The 20,243-nt window shown below is 71.1% G+C and carries 15 protein-coding genes; 8 read left to right on the forward strand and 7 right to left on the reverse strand.

Going from position 1 to position 20,243, the window contains the following annotated elements; genetic code table 11:
- Positions 1–108: 108 nt before the first annotated feature.
- Positions 109–816, reverse strand: a complete 708-nt coding sequence (locus tag EBO15_RS04905; protein WP_122193172.1) for a class I SAM-dependent methyltransferase — start codon at positions 814–816, stop codon at positions 109–111.
- 166 nt (positions 817–982) lie between these two features.
- Here EBO15_RS04905 and EBO15_RS04910 point away from each other — a divergent pair, with 166 nt between their 5' ends.
- Both EBO15_RS04910 and trxA read left to right on the forward strand, forming a co-directional pair.
- On the forward strand, positions 983–1,981 hold the full coding sequence (locus EBO15_RS04910; RefSeq protein ID WP_233615958.1) for a lysylphosphatidylglycerol synthase transmembrane domain-containing protein: 999 nt from the start codon (positions 983–985) through the stop codon (positions 1,979–1,981).
- On the forward strand, positions 1,978–2,304 hold the full coding sequence (gene trxA / locus EBO15_RS04915) for a thioredoxin (protein WP_122193094.1): 327 nt from the start codon (positions 1,978–1,980) through the stop codon (positions 2,302–2,304). The genes EBO15_RS04910 and trxA overlap by 4 nt, the downstream gene beginning before the upstream one ends.
- Here the strand turns inward: trxA and EBO15_RS04920 are convergent.
- The 3 genes from EBO15_RS04920 to EBO15_RS04930 form a co-directional block, all read right to left on the reverse strand.
- On the reverse strand, positions 2,276–3,430 hold the full coding sequence (locus EBO15_RS04920) for a glycosyltransferase family 4 protein (protein WP_122193095.1): 1,155 nt from the start codon (positions 3,428–3,430) through the stop codon (positions 2,276–2,278). The two genes, trxA and EBO15_RS04920, sit on opposite strands and share 29 nt — an antisense overlap.
- A 4-nt stretch (positions 3,431–3,434) precedes the next feature.
- Positions 3,435–4,373 carry a glycosyltransferase family 2 protein gene (locus EBO15_RS04925; RefSeq protein ID WP_199744337.1) on the reverse strand — a complete coding sequence of 313 codons (939 nt, stop codon included), beginning with the start codon at positions 4,371–4,373 and terminating at the stop codon, positions 3,435–3,437.
- Between the two features lie 325 nt (positions 4,374–4,698).
- Positions 4,699–6,783 (reverse strand): hypothetical protein, encoded by a 2,085-nt coding sequence (locus EBO15_RS04930; RefSeq protein WP_122193096.1) that lies wholly within the window; start codon positions 6,781–6,783, stop codon positions 4,699–4,701.
- A 165-nt stretch (positions 6,784–6,948) separates the two neighbouring features.
- On the opposite strand from EBO15_RS04930, the gene EBO15_RS04935 reads away from it, so the two are divergent.
- The 5 genes from EBO15_RS04935 to EBO15_RS04955 all read left to right on the forward strand — a co-directional run bounded on the left by EBO15_RS04935 (position 6,949) and on the right by EBO15_RS04955 (position 15,355).
- Entirely contained in the window at positions 6,949–7,761 is an 813-nt protein-coding gene (locus EBO15_RS04935; protein ID WP_122193097.1) for a TIGR03089 family protein, read from the forward strand.
- A gap of 60 nt (positions 7,762–7,821) precedes the next feature.
- Positions 7,822–9,267: an LCP family protein gene (locus EBO15_RS04940; RefSeq protein ID WP_122193098.1), complete on the forward strand. Its 1,446-nt coding sequence runs from the start codon at positions 7,822–7,824 to the stop codon at positions 9,265–9,267.
- 202 nt (positions 9,268–9,469) lie between these two features.
- Positions 9,470–10,510 carry an acyltransferase family protein gene (locus EBO15_RS04945; protein ID WP_233615960.1) on the forward strand — a complete coding sequence of 347 codons (1,041 nt, stop codon included), beginning with the start codon at positions 9,470–9,472 and terminating at the stop codon, positions 10,508–10,510.
- 61 nt (positions 10,511–10,571) lie between these two features.
- On the forward strand, positions 10,572–14,072 hold the full coding sequence (locus tag EBO15_RS04950; protein ID WP_122193100.1) for a CDP-glycerol glycerophosphotransferase family protein: 3,501 nt from the start codon (positions 10,572–10,574) through the stop codon (positions 14,070–14,072).
- A 350-nt stretch (positions 14,073–14,422) separates the two neighbouring features.
- On the forward strand, positions 14,423–15,355 hold the full coding sequence (locus tag EBO15_RS04955) for a CDP-alcohol phosphatidyltransferase family protein (protein ID WP_325051868.1): 933 nt from the start codon (positions 14,423–14,425) through the stop codon (positions 15,353–15,355).
- Between the two features lie 48 nt (positions 15,356–15,403).
- On the opposite strand, the gene EBO15_RS04960 is transcribed toward EBO15_RS04955, so the two are convergent.
- On the reverse strand, positions 15,404–17,164 hold the full coding sequence (locus tag EBO15_RS04960; protein ID WP_122193102.1) for a hypothetical protein: 1,761 nt from the start codon (positions 17,162–17,164) through the stop codon (positions 15,404–15,406).
- Between the two features lie 118 nt (positions 17,165–17,282).
- The gene (locus EBO15_RS04965) at positions 17,283–18,437 is read right to left on the reverse strand and encodes a hypothetical protein (protein WP_147481381.1); all 1,155 of its coding nucleotides are present in this window, start codon (positions 18,435–18,437) and stop codon (positions 17,283–17,285) included.
- Positions 18,438–18,669: 232 nt separating this feature from the next.
- Here EBO15_RS04965 and EBO15_RS04970 point away from each other — a divergent pair, with 232 nt between their 5' ends.
- The gene (locus tag EBO15_RS04970) at positions 18,670–19,062 is read left to right on the forward strand and encodes a VOC family protein (RefSeq protein ID WP_122193104.1); all 393 of its coding nucleotides are present in this window, start codon (positions 18,670–18,672) and stop codon (positions 19,060–19,062) included.
- 28 nt (positions 19,063–19,090) lie between these two features.
- Here the strand turns inward: EBO15_RS04970 and EBO15_RS04975 are convergent, their stop codons facing one another.
- On the reverse strand, positions 19,091–20,239 hold the full coding sequence (locus EBO15_RS04975; protein ID WP_122193105.1) for a glycosyltransferase family 4 protein: 1,149 nt from the start codon (positions 20,237–20,239) through the stop codon (positions 19,091–19,093).
- Between the last annotated feature and the right edge of the window lie 4 nt (positions 20,240–20,243).

Consider the following 20,243-nt stretch of genomic DNA (forward strand, 5'->3'; position numbering starts at 1 on the left):
GACCCGCCCGGAGGGTTTCATCCGCGTTTGCACGCCGATGGGACCGGTCGTTCCCGGCGACGCCCGCGCCCCCGCGCGAGCATCGTGATGTTGATCGAGACGTGCCGGTCAGCCGCGCTTGCGGGCCTGGACGAGCACGATGCTGCCGCGCTCGTTCGGGGCCTTGGCGTCCGTCGCGGCCACCAGCGGCGCGAGCGGCGCCGCCGCGTTGAAGCCGACCTTGCCGCCGTACGTCGACAGCGACAGGTAGAGCCGCTCGGCCGCCGCCGTCCGGAACTGGTAGGAGTGCCGGACGAGGTCGAGCCCCCGCTCGTCCATCAGCGCGGCCAGCGACTCGTGCGTGTAGGTGTGCTGGACGTGGTACTTGGCCTTGTGCGCGTCGCGCAGCTTCGGCCAGGCGTCCGCGCGGCTGAGCACGTCGGCGGACATGAAGATCTGCCCGCCGGGCTTCAGCACCCGGGACATCTCGTCCAGCGAGGTGCCGCCGTCGTCGAAGTGCTCGATCGCGCAGACCGACAGGATCGCGTCGAACGAGCCGTCGTGGAACGGCAGCTTCAGCGCGTCGCACTCGATCAGCGCGGGCGGGTTCGCCAGCGACTTGCCGTACTCCATCTTCCCGCGCGCCAGGTCGATCGAGACCGCGTACGCCCCGCGCCTGCGGGTCTGCCCGGCCCAGTACCCGTCGCCGCCCGCGACGTCGAGCACCTTCCGGCCGCGCAGGTCGTCGCCCATCCAGCCGAGGAGCGTCCCCGCCTCGCGGTACCGGCACACGTGCACCTGGTGCCCCACGAAGGCCACCACATCCGAGATCTTCATCGGCCCCAGCCTATAGACGAAGCCCGGCCCGTAGGGTCCCCCGTACGCCACATACCCGGCATACACGGCGCGTCCGCGCGTCCTCCCCGACGCGTTTCCACGCGTCCGGAGGGCCGGGCCGGTCGGGCTTCCGCGGGTGGTCGCGAGGGTCCCCTACGCTGGGGACGTGATTCCCAAGGCCCTCGCCATGCGCGTGCTGCGCGTCGTGTTGCTGCTGCTCGCGCTCGTGTTCTGCGTGTGGTCGCTGGCCTCCCAGTGGGACGACACCGTCCGCGCGTTCGAGCAGATGTCCTGGTACACGCTGCTCGGGGCGTTCGCGCTCGGCTTCGGCGGACTGGTCGCGTGGATGCTCGGCTGGCGGGAGTTCCTGATCGGCCTCGGGTCGAGGCTGCCCATCGTCGCCGCCTACCGGATCGCCTTCGTCTCCGGGCTCGGCAAGTACGTCCCCGGCATGGTCTGGGTGCTCGTCTCACAGGTCGAGATGGCGCACGAGTACAAGGTGCCGAGGACGCGGAGCTTCTCCGCGACGGTGCTGGCGATCGCCACGTCCACGGCGTCCGGGCTGGCGGTCGCGGCGATCACGCTGCCGCTGACGTCCCCCGAGGCGCGGGACCGCTACTGGTGGCTGTTCCTGCTGGCCCCGGTCCTGCTCGCGGGCCTGCACCCGAAGATCGTCACCTGGGGCCTGAACCTGGCCCTCAGGATCGTCCGCAGGCCGCCGCTGGAGCACCCGGTGAGCGTGGCGTCCACGCTCCGCGCCGTCCTGTGGACGGTCGCGGGCTGGCTGCTGTTCGGCGGCCACCTGTGGCTGCTGTCCGCGGCGGCGGGCGGGTCCGGGGCGGGGCTGCCGTTCCTCGCGACCGGCGCCTACGCGCTCGCCTTCGTCGCCGGGCTCCTGGTCTTCCTCGCCCCCGGCGGGCTCGGAGCGCGCGAGGCCGTGATGGTGCTGGTCCTGTCGCCGGTGCTGCCCGCCGGCGCGCCGATCGTCGTCGCGCTCGCGTCCCGCGTGCTGCTGACCGCCGCCGACCTCATCGGCGCGGGAACGGCGTTCGCGCTCCGCCGCCACGCGCGAAAAGATCTGCCGGACGGGAATGAACCGCCCCGCACCGAGCTTTCCCCGAGTACGCAGACGACGGGTCCCCGGCCCACCAAGGAGCAAGCATGAGCGCCCCCATCACGGTCACCGACGCGACGTTCGACGAGCTCGTCCTCAAGAGCGAGACCCCGGTCCTGGTGGACTTCTGGGCGGACTGGTGCGGCCCCTGCAAGATGATCGCTCCGGTGCTGGACGCCATCGCGGCCGAGCAGGACGGCAAGATCGTCATCGCGAAGATGGACTACGACCAGAACCCGCAGACCCCGAACAGGTTCGGCGTGCTCGGCCTGCCGACCCTGCTGCTGTTCAAGGGCGGCGAGGTGGCCGAGCAGATCGTGGGCGCCAAGCCGAAGCGCGCGCTGCTCAAGGTCCTGGAGCCGCACCTGGCGTAGCCGCGCCGTCGGCGGCGTCCGTGGCGGCGTCCGTGGCGGCGCCGGAACCGGCCGCGCCGGTGAGCGCGGCGAGATAGACGTCCCACAGCGGGCCGTGGTCGGGAGCCTCGACCGCGGCCCGCAGCCGTTCCGGCTCCCCCGGCTCGTAGAACCGCGTGAGCGCGGCGGCGAGCGAGGCGACGTCGTCGGGGTCGGCGAGCAGGCCGTCCTCCCCGTCGCGGACCTGGTCGGGGAACCCGCCGACCCGGGTCGCGACCACCGGGACGCCGTGCTCGAACGCCATCCACACGTTCTGCGAGGCCGTCGCCGCCCGGTACGGCAGGACGAGCGCGTCCGCCGCCGCGAACAGCCCCGGCACCTCCGACGCCGGGACGTACCCGGGCCGCAGCTCGACCCGGCCCTTCAGCCCCAGCGCCGCGACCAGCTCCCCGGTCTCCTCCAGACCGCCCCAGAACTCGCCCGCGACGGTGAGCGACACGTCCGGCGGGCCCTCGGCGAGCGCCCGCAGCAGCACGTCCAGCCCCTTGTACGGGCGGACGATCCCGAAGAACAGCAGCCGCCCGCGGACGCCGTCCCCGCGCTCGACCTCACCCGACGGGGTCGGCAGGTGCGCGGGCATCTCCGCCACCCGCACCGGACGCGCCGTCAGCGTCCGTGCCAGCTTCGCCTGCTGCTCCGAGTGCACCAGCACTCCGGACACCCGGGTCAGCAGCGCCTTCATCAGCGGACGGTCGTACTGCCTCCGCTCGTGCGGCAGGACGTTGTGGCACAGCGCGACCACCGGCGTCCGCCGTCCGATCCCCGCGAGGATGCCCAGGTAGGCGGGCACCTGGATCGGGCTCAGGACGGCCAGCACGACCAGGTCGCAGCCGCGCAGCGACCGGCCGGCGCGCCACCAGCCGTCCGGACGCCGCCAGTCGAGCCGCCGGAGCGTGTCCGGGAACGGCTCGCCCTCCGGCTCGGTGATCGTCTGCTGCCCCGGGTACAGGAACCCGGGGTACTGGGCCCGCCAGGACTCGACGACCACCTCGTGGCCGGCGGCGGCGAGCCGGTGCGCCAGCTCGGTGGTGTGATGCGCGCCGCCGCCCTTGTAGGGGAAGGCCGGCCCGACGACCGCGATCCGCATTCGGCTAGTCCCCCCGTGACCGCACGATCAGGTCCGCGAGCAGGGCCATCGACCCGATGATCAGCCCGGTGACGAAGATCAGGATGGTGTTGCTGGCGAAGTACCCGAAGTGCCAGACCATATCGAACACGCCCTTGGCGAGGCCGACGACGATCAGCCACAGCGCCAGGGGCATCAGCACCTTGAGCGGGTTGAAGTACATCACCATGCGCAGCACCTGGAGGATGTACCGGTAGGCGTCCTTGACGAAGTGGAACTTCGAGGTGCCCGCGCGCTTGGCGTAGTCGATCGGCACGTACGCGACGTGGTGCTGGTTCGACAGGAACGCGATGGTGATCGTCGTGACGCAGGAGAACCCGGGCGGCAGCAGCCGCAGGTAGGGCAGCGACACCTGGCGGCGGAACGCGCGCAGCCCGGAGTTCAGGTCCGGGATCCGGGTGTTGGTGAGCCGCTCGGCGACCTTGCGGATGAACCACTTGGCCGGGACGCGCAGCAGCTTGTGGGTGCCCTCCTCGGACGTCCGCGCGCCCACGACCTGGTCGATCGAGGCGTCCTGGTCGAGCATGGCGACCAGCTCGGGGATCCGCTCGTTCGGGTAGGTCATGTCGGCGTCGGTCCACACGACGATGTCGCCGCGCGCCTGCTGGGTGCCGAGCCGCCGGACGGTCCCGGACCCGCTGTTGTGCCGGAACGCGACGACCTTCATGCTCGGGAACCGCGGCGCGGCCTCGCGCAGCCGGGCCAGCGTGTCGTCGGTGGAGCAGTCGTCCACGGCGAGCAGTTCGTAGGCCATGCCGCTGTTGTCCATGGCCTTGGTGATCCGCTCGACCTCGTCGAGCACGTGGTCCTGCTCGTTGTAGCAGGGCAGGACGATCGTCACGTGGACGGGCCGGTCGTCCTCGGGAGCGGCCCGGAAGGCGGCCTCGGGCCCGGCCTCGAACAGCGTCCGCGTGCCTGTCTCAGTCCCGGTGCCTGTTCCGGCCGCGGGCCCGGTCACGGGCGCCGTCACGGTGTCCTGCAAGGCGCCGTCCTCGACGTCCGGCGCAAGATCCGGCTCGACGTCCGGCGCAAGATCCGGCGCGACGCCCGGTGTGACATCGGGAGCGACGTCGGAGAGGGCGTCGTGCGCGGGTTCGGCCGCGGGCCCGGCCTCGGTGGTGGTCTCGGGGGCCGCGTCGGTCGCCGGGGCCGCTTCCGGAGCCTGCTCCGGGGCGTGCGTGGTGGTCGAGGCGGCGGGCTGGGTACTCACGCAGGGCGAGGATAGCCGGTCACGGCCGCGGGGGCTCGGTGATCCACACGTCGAGGTTCAGCGTCCAGGTCCCCTTGGGGGGCTTGACCAGGGTCCGCTCGTCCTGCCGGGTGCGCAGCGTCATCGCGTGGACCGGCTGCCCGTAGGGGGCCACCTCGCCCGCGGTGGCGCCCATGAGGACGGGCACGCGCCCCGCGTCGTAGATCTTGCCGGTGACCCGCCAGACGTCCGCGGGCGTGGCCTCCGGGGACAGCCGCGCGGACGGCTCGCCGCACATGCTGCGGATGACCTGGAGGAACTGGTCGGCGTAGCTCTGGTCGAGGATGACGACCGACCGGCCCGGCCCGATCCGGGCGCACAGGTCGCGGACGGCGGCGACCTCGTGCTGGTGCGTCCGGGCGGCCATGAACGGCGCCGACGACAGCCCGATCGGGATGCCGAGGACCGCGCACGAGGAGACCGCGACCACGGCGGTCGGGCGCCGTCCGTACCCGGTGCGCCGGACGCGCCGGACGAGCCACGCCGCCGCCCACACCGCGAGCAGCAGCAGCCCGGGGATGACGACCGCGATGAGCCGCCGGGACGCCCACGGGTGGTCGGGGGTGATCCCGGGCCGGTAGAGCACCAGGACGGTCGTCCAGACGATCACCCCGTACGGGAGCAGCCACTCCGGGGTGCGGCGCCGCAGCAGCCGCCTGACCAGCAGCGCCGCGCCGAACGTGGCGGCGAGCAGCGCGGGCACCCCGATGTACCAGATCACCCAGTGCATGGACAGCTCGGAGTACTGGCGGGTGCCGTCCAGCGGCAGCCGGTTGATCCGCTGGACCTCCTCGATGAAGTGGGCGTTCTGCGTGTCGTCGGCGTTCGCCGGGACGCGCCGGACGGTCTGCAGCCAGGGCCGCGCGACCAGGAGGGCGACGACGGCGAGGGTGAGCCAGGCGGCCAGGTCCGGGATCCGGCCGCGGGCGGCCAGGGCGGCCAGGGCGCGCAGCCGCGGCCCGGTGCGCTCCCACCGCAGCAGGACGACCATGACGGCGGTGAGCGCGACCAGCACGACGGTCAGCGCGAGCAACGGCACCAGCGAGGCGCGCAGGTAGACCAGGTAGGGGCGGGACAGCAGGAATCCCTCGGTGAGGCCCAGCGCGACCCCGGCGGTGAGGCCGAGCGCGAGCGGCACGCCGGTGCGGCGGCGGCGCGCGACCAGCAGCCCGGCGAACACCACGACGGGCAGGACGTCGCGGAGCCCGTCGATCCGGACGAGGACGATCAGCCCGAGCATGCCGCCGGCGAGGAACGCCTTGGCCCGCGCCGAGGACGGCATGAGCCGCCAGTACCGGCCGGTGCGGCGCGGCTCGTCCACGGCCTGGGCGCGCACGTCGTAGAGCATCGCGAGCCCGCCGAACAGCAGGACCATCGCGGGCAGCTCGCTGTAGGTGGACCGGGACACCCAGATCATCGGGAGCGTCAGGGCGAGCAGCAGCGCCCCGGCGGGGGCCCAGCGGGGCCCGACGAGCCGGGCGACCAGGCCGCCGAACGCCAGGACGGCCGCCGCGCCGAGCAGCGGCGCCATCAGCAGCATCGCGCGGACGCCGCCGAGCCAGCCGCCGAAGGTCAGGACCAGCGGCAGCCCGGCCATGAACTGCGGCTCGATGTCGTTCCCGACCTGGTAGAAGGCGAGCGAGCCGAAGCCGAGCGCCGGGTCGCCGCCGCCGAACGCGGCGCGGTCCTGGGCGATCGGCAGCGAGCCGTGGTCGTTCAGCCAGAGCGCGAACTGCACGTAGGACGCCGGGTCGCGGCGCACGATGATCTGCTCGGAGCACATCGCGACCTGGACGACCAGGAAGACGGCCGCCACCAGCAGGACGCCGACGGCCGACCAGCGCGGCACCGGCCCGATCGGCCCGGGGCGCGGCTCGTCCGCGGCGCGCGGGGCGTCCCTCAGGCCGAGCCACAGCACGACGGCCGCGACCGGCACGAACAGGGCGAACGTGGGTCCCAGGTCGAGGACGCCGCCCAGCAGCAACGGCGCGGACACCGTCAGCCACGCCACCAGCAGAAGGGCGGGTGCGACGGTGATGCGGGCGAGCAGCCGCCCCGCGCTCATCGGTGGTTCCCCCGGACGTCCATCGAAGCGGAGCGTATCGGCATCCCCCCGCCCGCGAGGCCGCGCGACACCGGGTGCGCCCGAGGTCAGCACCGGGGCCGCCGGGGTCGGCGCCGGGCGCGCCCGAGGTCAGCGGGATCGGCGGCCGGGGCGTACGCTCCGTCCATGACGGCTCCCAAGATCGCGACCGATCCCGCCGGCCTGTTGCGGGCCCGTGTGGATTCGGATCCGTCCCGGCCCTTTGTCACTTTCTACGACGACGCGCGGAACGAGCGGATCGAGCTGTCGGCCCGCGTCTTCGACAACTGGGTGGCCAAGACCGCCAACTTCCTGGTGGACGGGCTCGGGGCCCAGGCGGGCGACAAGGTCGTCCTGGCGCTGCCGGGGCACTGGCAGACGCTGGTGTGGCTGATGGCGTCGTGGTCCGCCGGACTGCACGTCCATCTGGACGGGCCGGAGGAGGTCGAGGGGCCGTATCTCCTGGCGGTGGCCGAGGAGGATCTGCCCGGGATCGACGACTCCGGGGCGGACGAGGTCGTCGGCCTCTCCCTGCACGCGCTGGGCGGGCCGATGGCGGACGTCCCGCCCGGCGTGACCGACTACGCGGTGGAGGTTCGGGCGCACGGCGACCGGTTCCGGCCCGAACGGTCCTTTGCCGACGACCCGCTGCTGACTGTGACAAAGACCACATACACCGGGGCGGATCTGGTCACCGAGGCACGGAAGTCCGCCACGGAGTGGGCCTTGGACGCGCGTGACCGCCTGTTGGTTCACGTGCCTCTCGCCACCCGCCAGGGGGTTCTGATCACTGTGCTCGCACCGCTAGCCTCAGGATCTTCCGTCATAATCCAACGAAACTTTGACAAAGCGTCGCTAGATCGGCGTTTGACCCTGGAGCATGTGACCGCAGTGGCCGGAGAACCGGCCGGAACCGCCGCAGCGAATGCCGGATCCGGACCCGTTCGACGGCTCGGCTGACCTAATCTCTGACTGATTCCGCGACCCCCAAGGGCGGGCCCGACCCCCATCACGGAGCCGATGAACGACAACCCCATGTACATGGAGTACGTCGACGACGCCGACTCACCGGAGCCGACGCGCCGACGTGGCTGGCGCATCCTCGGCTGGGTGTGCATCGGCCTCTCGGCCGTGATGGTCGCCGGCTCCCTCACGATGTACGGCGTCTACCGGAAGATGTTCGGCAACATCGCGCACGAGGACACCAACGCCCTCGTCGGCCCCAACCGGCCGAAGAAGCTGAACAGCGCGATGAACATTCTGATGCTCGGGTCCGACAGCCGGGCGGGCGCGAACGCCGCCTACGGCCGCAGCATGAAGAACGACCCGCCGCGGTCCGACACGATCATCCTGCTGCACCTGTCGCCGGGCGGCGGCGGGGCGTTCGGCGTCAGCTTCCCCCGCGACCTCATGGTGCCGATCCCGTCCTGCAAGAAGCCCGACGGCAGCGGCACCACCCCCGCCCAGCCCAAGGCGATGATCAACTCGGCGTTCACGCTCGCCGGGCCGTCCTGCACGGTCAAGACCATCGAGAGCCTCACGAACCTGCGGATCGACCACTTCATGGAGGTCAACTTCGTCGGGTTCAAGTCGATCACCGACGCCGTCGGCGGCGTCCCGATCTGCCTGCCCAAGGACGTCAACGACCCCAAGTCCAAGCTGCACCTGACCCGGGGCAAGCACGTGATCAAGGGTGACGAGGCGCTGTCCTACGTGCGCGTCCGGCACGGCCTCGGCGACGGCTCCGACCTCAGCCGCATCAAGCGCCAGCAGAAGTTCATGGGCGCGCTCGCCAACAAGGCGATGAGCGCGGGCGTCCTCAGCAACCCGGACAAGCTGCTGAAGCTGATCAACGCGGGCACCAAGTCGCTGCGGACCGACAGCGAGCTCACCGCGACCACGATGCTGAAGATCGGCACGGGCATGCAGGGCATGACGTCCGGCAAGCTCCGCTTCATCACCGTCCCGTGGGGCGCGGACCCGGCCGACCGCAACCGGGTCGTGCTGAACCAGGCCGCCGCCGACGCCTTCTTCTCCGCGCTGCGCAACGACCGCTCGGTGCCGGACGAGAAGAAGAAGCCCGCGGGCGGCGGCGCCGCCGCGCCGAAGATCCCGGCGAGCCAGGTCAAGGTGCGCGTCTTCAACGCCAGCGGCATCGCCGGCCAGGCCGGACGGGTCGGAGCCGCGCTCCGCTCGCAGGGCTTCCAGGTCGAGGTCGCGGGCAACCACGCCACGACCACCACCAAGGTCCAGTTCGGTCCCGGCGCCGACCAGCAGGCCAAGACGCTGGCCGCGCTGGTCCCCGACGCCCCGGCCCCCTCGGCCGCCGCGCCGGGCCGGGCCGGCACGGTCGACCTGATCATCGGCACCGACTGGACGAACCTCAAGACCGGAAAGTCCGGCGGCGCCATCCCCAAGCAGCAGGGCGAGATCAAGGCCGACGACAACATCTGCGACGGCAACTAGCCCGAGCACCCCGCGGAGGCCGGGGGGCGTCCCCCCGACCGGCCCCCGGCCCTCCCAGGCCGGGCCCCGGCCTCCGCGTCCGCCGAAGTCCCCACACCGGCAAGGACCCATGACGTACACCGGCACCCCTCCCGCACCCCCGCGCATCGCACACCCACCGATCCGGGTGAGTCCCCCGGGAGAGGCGCCGACCCCGCCGCCGGTGACGGACGGGAACGCTCCACTCACTCCGGGCAACAGGCCGCGCAAGCAGCGCGACCCGTTCTTCGACAACGCCAAGTTCATGGCGATCCTGCTCGTCGTCATGGGCCACTGCCTGGCGCAGCTGGGCAACGTCCCGCTGGCCAGGACGCTGTACCTGGCGATCTACATGTTCCACATGCCGCTGTTCATCGTGATCACCGGCTACTTCTCCCGGAACTGGACGTTCTCGGCGGGCCGCACCCGCAAGCTGATCACGGCCGTGGGCGTGCCCTACGTGGTCTTCCAGTTCGCCTACACGGTCTTCGACTGGGCGGTCGGGCGGAACAAGCTCGAGATCAGCCTGCTCGACCCGTACTTCCTCACCTGGTTCCTGTGCGCGCTGTTCCTCTGGCGGCTGTCCACCCCGGTCTGGCAGCAGATCCGCTGGCCGGTCGCCGTCGCCGTCGGGTTCTCGCTGCTGTCCTACATGAGCGACCTCGGCAGCACGCTCGACCTGCACCGGGTGATCGGCCTGCTGCCGTTCTACGTGCTCGGCCTCTGCCTGAAGCCGCAGCACTTCGAGTACCTGAAGAAGCCGATCCTGCGGCCCGTCGGCGCGGCGCTCCTGATCGGCGCGGTCGGCGTCGCCTGGTTCGCCCGGACCCGCATGGACCTCAACTGGCTGTACTGGAAGGACCCGCACAGCGACTTCGCGGTCGACAACATCACCGGCTCGGCGATGCGGCTCGGGATGATGGCCTGCGCGTTCGTCCTGATCGGCGCCTTCCTCACCCTGGTGCCGCGGCGACAGACCTGGTTCACCAAGCTCGGCGCGACCACCCTCTACGCCTACCTGCTCCACGGCTTGCTGACCCGGTTCATCGGGTACATGGGCTGGTGGGACATGTCGTTCCTGCACACCGTCCCCGGGGTCCTCGTCGTTCTGGCGGGCGCCTGCGCCGTGGGGACCCTCCTCTGCTCCAAGCCCGTCGTGACCTGCTTCCGGTGGGCGATGGAGCCGAGACTCGACTGGGCTTTCCGCAGAACACCCGTCGGATAGCCTGCACCAAGCCGAATCCTGATCCGGATTCGACCACCTCTAGACCATCCGTTGGAGTGTCGTGTCACCGCTGTTGAGCGTCGTCGTGCCGTTCTACAACGTCGAGGCGTACCTGGAGCCCTGCCTTGAATCGCTGGCCCGGCAGACGCTGAGCGACCTCGAAGTGATCATGGTGGACGACGGGTCGACCGACTCCAGCGCCACGATCGCCAAGAACTTCGCCGAGAAGGACGGCCGGTTCCGGCTCGTCCAGCAGCAGAACCAGGGCCTCGGCCCGGCCCGGAACGCGGGCGTGCCGCACTCGGCCGGCAGGTACCTGGCGTTCGCCGACAGCGACGACATCATCCCCCGGTACGCCTACGAGCTGATGGTGGCGTCCCTGGAGGAGACCGGATCCGACCTGGCCTGCGGCGGCGTCCGCCGGTTCGGCGTGAACGGGCTGACCCAGTCGCCCATGCACCGGAAGATCTTCCAGGTCGACCGGAAGGCCACCCACGTCCGCGAGTTCCCCGAGCTGCTGAACGACCGGACGGCCTGGAACAAGGTCTTCCGGCGCGCCTTCTGGGACAAGCACGCCTTCGCCTTCCCCGCCGGCCTCTACGAGGACATCCCGGTCACCATCCCGGCGCACGTCCTGGCGTCCAAGGTCGACGTGCTGCACGAGCCCGTGTACCACTGGCGCGTCCGGGAGTCGGGCGCCCGCTCGATCACCCAGCGCCGCACCGAGCCCGGCAACCTCTCCGACCGGATGCGCTCGGTCACCTCCGCCTCGACCTTCCTGGAGAAGAACGCGGCGGACCTGAAGGACCGCTACGACCACTTCGCCCTCGCCGACGACATCCGGATCTTCGTCAACGTCGTCGACCAGGGCGACGAGCAGTACCGCGAGACCTTCCCCGACCTGGTCAACGGCGTCCTCGACCGGATGGACCCGCGGGTCTCCGAGGAGCTGCCCGCCATCGACCGGCTGAAGTTCCACGCCGTCCGGCAGCGGCTGATGCCCGAGCTCGTGGAGATCGTCTCCTTCGGCAAGAGCCACCCCGACCGCGCCAGCGCCATCCAGCTCCCCGAGCACCCCGGCAAGTGGTTCGGCGACTACCCCTACCTCGGCGACCCCCGCTTCCCGGTCGACCTCTACGAGCTCCGCGACGAGCTGGACCTCAAGACCGGGATCGACGACATCCTCTGGCGGGACGGGCGGCTGCGCATCGAGGGCCACGCCTACATCGACCGGATGCACGTCCCGGAGGCGTCCGACTCGACCATCGAGATCGAGCTCCGCCGCCGGCGCCTGCTGCTCATGTCCAAGACCCTGCGTCCGGACGTCGAGCGCGTGCGCCGCCCGGACGTCACCGCCGAGAGCAAGCAGGCCACCGCCGACCTGTCCGGCTCCGGCTTCGCCTTCGAGGTGACCCCAGAGCAGCTCGGCTCCGGCGAGGGCACCTGGCACGTCTACGTCACCGTCACCACCAACGGCGTCAGCCGCCACGGCCGCCTCACCGGCCCCAAGGGCGCGGGCCTGTGGCCGCCGCAGCACGAGACCTCGCCGGGCAAGCTGATCAAGCCCAAGTACAGCCAGGCCAACGAGCTGCTCATCGGCGTCCAGTCCGTCCGGGCGAAGGCCACCTCCATCACCGCGGAGGGGCAGCGGCTGCTGCTCACCGGCTGGGTCCGCCGCGAGGACCAGGCGGTCGTCACCAACGGCCACCTGGAGGTCGCGCTCCGCCAGGGCATGGTCAAGGTCAAGCAGCCCGTCCGCAAGACCGGGACGGGCGAGGGCGGCCACGTGAAGTTCACCGCCGAGATCGACATCGCCCAGCTCGCCTCGCAGACCGAGGCGGGCGACGTCGCCGAGACCGGCAACGACAGCATCGACTGGGACGTGTCCCTGCGCACCAAGGGCACCAAGGTGCGCCTCGGCGTCGAGGCCGACCTGGTGGACCTGCGCGTCGGCGTCGGCGGACGCGAGTACGACGTCATCGCCACCAAGTACGGCAACCTCACCCTGGTCGAACGCGCGCCGCGCCTGGTCGTGACCGGCGTCCGCTGGCTGGACGGCACCACGATCGAGCTCACCGGCTCCAGCGGCGACGAGAACACCCGTCCCGACCGGTTGATCATGCGCATGCGCCGGTCCACCCTGGCGCACGAGGTGCCGCTGGCCTGGGAGGGCCAGCGCTTCACCGCGCTGCTCAACGGCCGCAGCGACGGCCTCCCCCTGTCCAGCGGACGCTGGGACCTCTACGCGCCCGGCGAGCGCGGCGACCTCACGGTCGGCATCGACCGGGCCGCGCGCGGCTCCCTGCCCGAGCCCCACTTCGTCGGGATGCACGAGCTGGCGCTCAAGGCCCACCGGGGCGACCTGCTCCACCTGTTCGTGCGGCGCGCCCTCACCGACGACGAGCGCGGCCCCTACGCGCAGCGCCGCATGCAGCGCGCCCTGTACGGGGCGGGGAACACCGCGCCGATCCGCGACGTGGTCGTGTTCGAGAGCTACTTCGGCAAGCAGTACTCCGACAACCCGCAGGCGATCTACGAGGAGATGGTCCGCCGCGACCTGCCCTTCGAGTTCGTCTGGGGCAGCAACGACGGCCAGTTCACGATCCCGGTCGGCGACGCCCGCACGGTGATGCGCGGCTCGCGGGACTACCACGAGCTCGTCGCGTCGGCCCGGTTCGTGATCGACAACTGCCTCAAGCCGACCGGCTACGCCAAGCGCCCCGGCCAGGTGTACCTCCAGACCTGGCACGGCACCCCGTACAAGCACATCGCCTACGACCTGGTGCGCAACGGCAGGATCGCCAGCAACACCACCAAGCTCAGCCGGTACGAGGAGGACGTGCCGCTCTGGGACCGGCTGATCTCCCCGAGCCCGCACGTCACCGGCATGCTGCGGGACGCCTTCCGGTACCAGGGCGAGGTGCTGGAGGTCGGGTACCCGCGCAACGACATGCTCTTCGCGCACGACCGCGACGCGCGCGAGCGGCAGGTCCGCGACCGGCTGGGGATCCCCTACGACCGTCCGGTGGCGCTGTACGTGCCGACCTGGCGCGAGGACATCTGGCTGACCGGCGGCCGGACGGCCGAGCTCGTGCTGCCCGCCGACCAGATCGCCGCCTCGCTAGGCGACTCGTGGTCGGTGCTCGTCCGGCAGCACCACATGGTCGCGGACCGGACGGTCGGGATCGGCGAGGGTGTGGTGGACGTCACCCGCTACCCCGACATCTCCGAGCTCTACCTGATCGCGGACGTCGTGATCACCGACTACTCGTCGGTCATGTTCGACTTCGCCGCGACCGGCAGGCCGATCCTGTTCTACGTCCCCGACCTGGACTTCTACCAGGACGAGCTGCGCGGCACCTACTTCGACCTGACCGCCGAGGCGCCCGGCCCGCTGCTGCGCGAACCCGGTGAGGTGATCGAGGCGCTGCGCGACATCGACGCGACCAGCCGCCGGTACAGTGCCGCCTACACGGCGTTCCGGCAGAAGTACTGCGCCATGGACGACGGGCACGCCTCCACCCGCGTGGTGGACCACCTGCTGTCCCTGCGTCCTGAGTGATCATTGACCGGTGGCCCGGCGATCACCCGATCGCCGGGCGGCCGGTCATGGGCCGTCGTGGGCCGTGCGCCGTGTGCTGTGCGTCGTGTGCCGTGTGTCGTGTCGACCGGACTTCGGGGTGTTCGCCCCGGACGCCCGAATGATCACTTCCCGGTGACGACTGGGCGTCTTAGCGGAGTCTCCCGGGTGGTGGGCCGGTAGCATCTGGTGGCGCGGGGTGCGACGCTTTTCCGAGGCACGGGGACCGGCCTCGATCCATTTTCTCGAAAGGACAGCTCTCCATGGCGAACTTCACGCTCGATGACGTTCGGCAACGGACGTACAAAGCGCGTGACGCATGGTGGACGGTCTTGCTGGTCGATCCGCTCGCCTCGCGACTGGTCAAGTTCACTGCCAACAAGACCAACATCACTCCCAACCAGCTCACCGTCGGCGCGCTGATCCTCGGGCTGGGCGCGGGCGGCCTGTTCGCCGTGGGCACCTGGCCGATGCTGCTGATCGGCGCGCTGCTCTACCACCTGTCGTTCACGCTCGACTGCATGGACGGCAAGATCGCGCGCCTGAAGGGCACCGGCTCGATCTTCGGCGCCTGGCTGGACTACATCTTCGACCGCGTCCGCGTGCTGGCCTGCGCGATCGCCCTGATGGGCGGGGCGTACGCGCGCACCGGCAACGTCGCCTACGTGTGGACCGCGGTCGCCGTGGTGTTCCTGGACATGCTCCGCTACATGGACGCCCTGGAGATCTACAAGGTCCGCTCCCAGATGCGCACGAAGCTGCGCGACCTGGGCTCCCAGGCCAGCACGCTGGAGGCGGCCGCCCGCGCCGCGCGCGGCGAGGTCCCGTCCGTCATGGACGCCGAGCTGTCGTCCGCCGAGCGGGCGCTCGGCAACGACCCCGAGGCCGACATGGAGGACCGGGTCGTCGGCGACAACCCGAACATCGCGCTCCAGGCCGAGTTCAACAAGAAGTTCCCCTGGTACACCCGGATCCGGGACGCCCTGCTGCGCGGCCGGATCCGTCCGCACCTGATCTCCGGCATCGAGTTCCAGATGGGCGTGTTCATCGTCGCCCCGCTGGTCGCCGCGGTGATCCCCGGCGCGATCATCCCGGTGACCATTCTGTCCGGCATCGGCATGATGACCTTCGAGCTGGTGATCATCTACAAGTTCTGGCTCTCCAGCCGGACCTACACCAAGACGCTCGGCAAGCTCGAGCGGCGCGTCGCCGAGGCGCGCGCCCAGCTCCCGCAGGAGGAGCTGGAGCGCCTCCCGCTCGCCTGATCCGTTCGGTTCCCCGAACGGTTCCGTTCTCCGGACGCCCCCGGCCGATCACCGGCCGGGGGCGTCCGCCTTTTCCTGAGCCTTCTCGGGGGCCTGCTCCGGAGCCTGCTCCGTCTCCTCGTCGGCGCCCTCGTCCGCTTCAGGTCCTTCGCCCTCGGAGGGTTCCTCCTCGGCCTGCTCGTCCGTCTCGGGCCGGGGCTTCCGATCGGCTTCGGGCTTCTCCGGCTCCTCCGGCTCCTCCGGCTTGTCCGGCTGCTTCGGTTCCGGGGTCTCGGAGCCGGGTTCGCCGGACGGGACGGCCGGGGCGGGGGCGGTCTCGCGGCGCGGCTCGCGGGTGAGCGCGAGGCCGGCCGCCAGAACGGCGAACGGCGCCGTCGGCAGGACGTAGCGGTAGTCGAAGTCGGCGGTCGCGGCCGGGACGACCAGCAGCGCGAGGCCGACCCCGAACGGCAGCAGGACCGGCCCGCCGAACCGGCGGATCCGGAGCACGACGCCGACCAGACCGGCGCCCAGCAGGATCCCGAGGAACGTGCCCGGCATGAAGTAGTGGCTCTGGTAGTCGCGCATGAAGTCGCCGTAGGGCTCCACGACGCGGGACTCGGCCGTCCGGCCGCCGTAGTCGTAGGCGGCCATGGCGTTCCAGGTCCGGAGCGCGCCGCCCTCCGGGAACCGGTACTCCTCGACGGTGCCGGGGTTCGGGTAGTCGACGCGCTTCCAGTCGAACGCGCGCCAGGTGTCGCGCCAGACGACGTAGGCGTAGTCGCCGGGCTGCTTCTCGATGGCCTGCATGGCGAACTCGCCCGCGAGCTTGTTCGTCCGGGGGTCGTCCATCTCCCAGGGCATCTGGTCGAACGGCGAGTCGGACGTCCACATGGCCTGGAACGCCGCCGCGACCTCGGGATCGCGGATCACCTTGTCCTGGCAGAAGAGCTGCAGCTCCGGCTTGGGCTTGATCTTGGTGCAGTCGGCGAAGTCCGCGACACGCCCGTAGAGCCAGACCTTGTCGGTCGAGGTGAACGCCCACTGCCCGTTGTAGGAGTGGAACCAGATCATGTAGCCGACCAGCGGGGCGACGCCCGCGACGACGGTCGCCGTGACCGTCCGCCAGCCCGCCCGGCGCACGGCCAGGCAGAACGCCAGGACGATCAGCATCGGCAGCCCGACCGAGCGGACGTCCGCGGCGGCACCGATGACCAGGCCCGCGACCGCGCCGGCCCACAGCGGCGTCTTCCGCCACCACATGGCGAGGGTGATCCCGGCGATGAGCATGAACGTGAACGGCACGTCCGCCATGAGCATGTGCTCGAGCTGGATCTCGTAGGCGTCGTAGAGCACCGGCAGGGTCAGCACGGACGCGATCACGCCCGGGACCCAGATCCACAGCCGGGGCCAGCCGCGGCGCAGCGCCCGCTGCAGCAGCGCGTAGACCATCACGCCCGCGAGGACGCCCATCGCGTGCTGCACGACCAGCACGCCGGTGAACCCGTGGAACGGCCGGATCGCCGCCAGGATCAGCGAGTACCCGGACGGCCGCAGCGTCGACGGCCGCATGTCGAGGGCGCCGGTCACGTACGTCCGGGAATCGCCGAACCACAGCACGGACGGGAAGCCGAGCATCGCGACGACGCGCAGCGCGATCGCCCCGCCCACCACGGCCAGGAAGACCGTGTGGGCCGCGAGGAACCGGCCGACCGCCCGGAGCGGGGGCGGGACCGCCCACGGCCGGGACCGGCCCGGCAGGACGCGATCGAGCCCGGCCCTTCTCAGCCGGGACGGTGGGAGGACATCAGGGGGGGTCCCGTCGGACAAACCTGCTCCGATTGGCTAGGCGGGATCAGCGGGGTAGGGCGGCCCCACGCCGAAGGGGGGGAACCGACGGGGGGAATCGGCCGCCACGTCGAGGATAGTGCCGTCCGTCCGGAGATCATCAGGAACGGCGCGCGACGGTCCCGTCGATCCACGCGACGGCCTGGGACGCGACGGCCGTGCCCATGTCGGCCGAGTCGTCGCGGTTCACGGTGTCGCCTCGGTTCACGGTGGCGTCCCAGTCCACGTCCACGTCGTCGCCGAGGCTCCGCAGGCCGGTGGTGAGGCTTCCGATGACGGTGAGGGGGACGTCGGTGCCGTCCGTTCCCGTCCGCAGCCACCAGTGGCGGGCCCGCTGCGGGTTCCGCTGCCGGACGAAGTCCATCGCGCTCCGCAGCACGGGCGCCGGCTTCGCGGACGCCGCCAGGCCCTTCGCCCTCCGGTTCCCGACCTGGTCGAGCAGGTCGAGCAGGTCGTCGTAGGCGAACGAGATCCGGCCGTGCATCCAGTCGATCCAGGAATTCCGCTTGAGGTAGAGGGACCGGTCGTCTTCCGGCAACCTCTTCAGGTAGCGCGCCCCGGCCGGCTCCAGGTATTTCGCGAGGAGAAGATTCCGGTCGTAGGCGAGATCGGCCTTTCCGATCTCGGTGACAGGCATATTCGCGGCGACGGCGTAAATCCGGTCGGACGACCTGGCGGCGCCGATTCTCCTCAGGTCGTCGTCGTACTGTCCGCGCCCGGCGGACGCCCCGGCCAGCGCCGCCAGCCCGCCCGCCTTCCCGCTCCCGGACGCGACGATCCGGCCGACGTCCCCGGGTAGTCTCCCCTTGTTGTGATGGACGTACCGGACGGCGGCCTTGAGGTCCACGATCCCGTTCCAGGCGGTGTCCCGCACCCGCGAGGTCACCACGACGAGGCCCGAGGCCAGCGCGATCCTGTTCTCGGCGACCGGCTCCACATCGCCACTCGCGGTGTTCATGATGATCGGCGCCCGGCCGGGGTCGATGGCCATTCCGTCCACCTCGACCGGAACGCGGACGCTCAGTTTCTCGCGGGCCGGGTCGACCGGATCCGCCGCATAAGGCACCCCTGAATACAGCCGGTACTTGACCGTCTTCCGAGTGCGTCCGACCTTCACCGTCGCGCTTTCGACGCGGTATCCGCCCTCATCGAAGTCGAGCGCGGACGCCCCGTGGGCCCTGCCCATGCTCCCGCACGCCACGATCCCGCCGATGCCCACCACCGTCACGAGCCCGAGAACCGCACGACGATCCACGTCGACATGCCCCTTCCCAGCCCGGACGTCCTCCCCCAGCAGCGCTACCCCGCGCCGCCCCGGTGAACACCCCGTCCCGGGGACCGGCCTGCCGCCGGCCGGGGCCGCTCACGGCGCCGAGGCACGGCGCCCCTCACGTTCTCGCAGGTCCGCCCGGGGGCGGGGGACGCATGGCGATCGCATGGGACGCAGATGGACCGATGCGGACGGCCGTCCCCGTATCGTCACGGCCATGATCAATGGAGCGCATGTCGTCGTCTACAGCGAGGACGCCGACGCCGACCGCGCCTTCCTCCGCGACGTCCTCGGCTTCCCGCACGTGGACGTCGGCGGCGGCTGGCTCATCTTCCGCCTGCCGCCCGCCGAGCTCGCCGCCCACCCCACGGAGCCCGGCGCCCACCCCACGGAGCACGCCACCCACCCTTCGGACGGACCGTCCGCCCACGAGCTCTACCTCATGTGCGACGACGTGACCGCGACCGTCGACGACCTCACCGAGAAGGGCGTCGAGTTCCCCGAGGCCATCACCGACGCGGGCTGGGGACTGCTCACCCGCCTGCGCCTGCCCAGCGGCGCGCAGCTGGGCCTGTACGAACCACGCCACCCCACCCCGCCGAACCGGTAGCAGGGCGGGGCCGGGTCTGGGCGGAGGTCTACTCGGTGCCGCTCACGGACCTGAAGAGCCGCTCCCAGGAGTCGGCGATCGGGTCGGGGCCGTAGTCCGAGGCCTTCTTGAGGGCGGCCTCGGAGAAGTCGCGGCGGAGCGACTCGTCCTCGATGAGGCGGACGATGCCCGCGGCGAGGGCCTCGACGTCGCCCTCGGGGACGAGGAAGCCGTCGACGCCGTCGCTGACGAGCTCACGGGGACCGACCGGGCAGGCGAAGCTGACGACCGGAACGGCGCAGTTCATGGCCTCCAGCAGGACCATGCCGAAGCCCTCGGTCTTCGAGCTCATCGCGAAGACCGAGCCCTTGGCGAGCTCCTCGTCGAGGCTGGTCGTGGCGCCCATCAGGAAGACGTGGTTGTACAGGTGCTCGGTGCGGACCAGGCGGCGCAGCCGCTCCTCCTCCGGGCCGTCGCCGTGGATCCGGAGCGTCCAGTCCGGGTGCGTCTCGACGACCTTGCCGAACGCCCTGATCAGCTTGTCGAAGCCCTTGTTGCCGTCGAGCCGCCCGGCGCTGACGACCTGGGGGCGGGAGAGGTCGCTGTGCGGGACGTCGAGGGAGTGCAGGGCGTTCGGGATGCGCTCGACCCTGAGGTTCGGGAACTCCGCCGAGTAGGCGACCCGGTCGCTCTCGGTGAGCGTGACCAGGGCGTCCATCTGGGTCAGGACGCCGTGGTAGGCCTTGCGCCACTCCGCGTTGTGGTAGTCGAAGTTGGTGTGCTCCTGGACGATCCGGACCAGCGAGGGATCGGTGTACCGCTCCACGAACAGGTCGATGGACGGCTTGGTCGTGACGACGATCCGGTCCTCGATGGTGGGCAGGTGGCGGATCAGGGCGTTGAGCCGGCGGCGGTGCTCCTCCTCCGCCGACACCCCGGCGGGGAAGGATTGATGCCAGGAGGTGTCCTCCTCGCCGTCGAACCCGTCCCAGTCGACGTGGGCCCCGGACGTGCTGTCGACCATGGGGGTGATCCGGACGCGCTCGTCCACCGGGAACGGCGGGGCCTCCCAGTACCGCATCAGGGAGATGATCTCGACGTCGTGGCCCCGCGCCACCATGCCGTTCGCCTGGTTGATGACGGTGCGGACGGTGCCGCCGATCCCGAACGCGTTGAACAGCACGTAGGTCAGCTTCATGAGT

The sequence above is a fragment of the Actinomadura harenae genome (assembly GCF_003696215.1).
In the GTDB taxonomy this organism is placed as follows: domain Bacteria; phylum Actinomycetota; class Actinomycetes; order Streptosporangiales; family Streptosporangiaceae; genus Spirillospora; species Spirillospora harenae.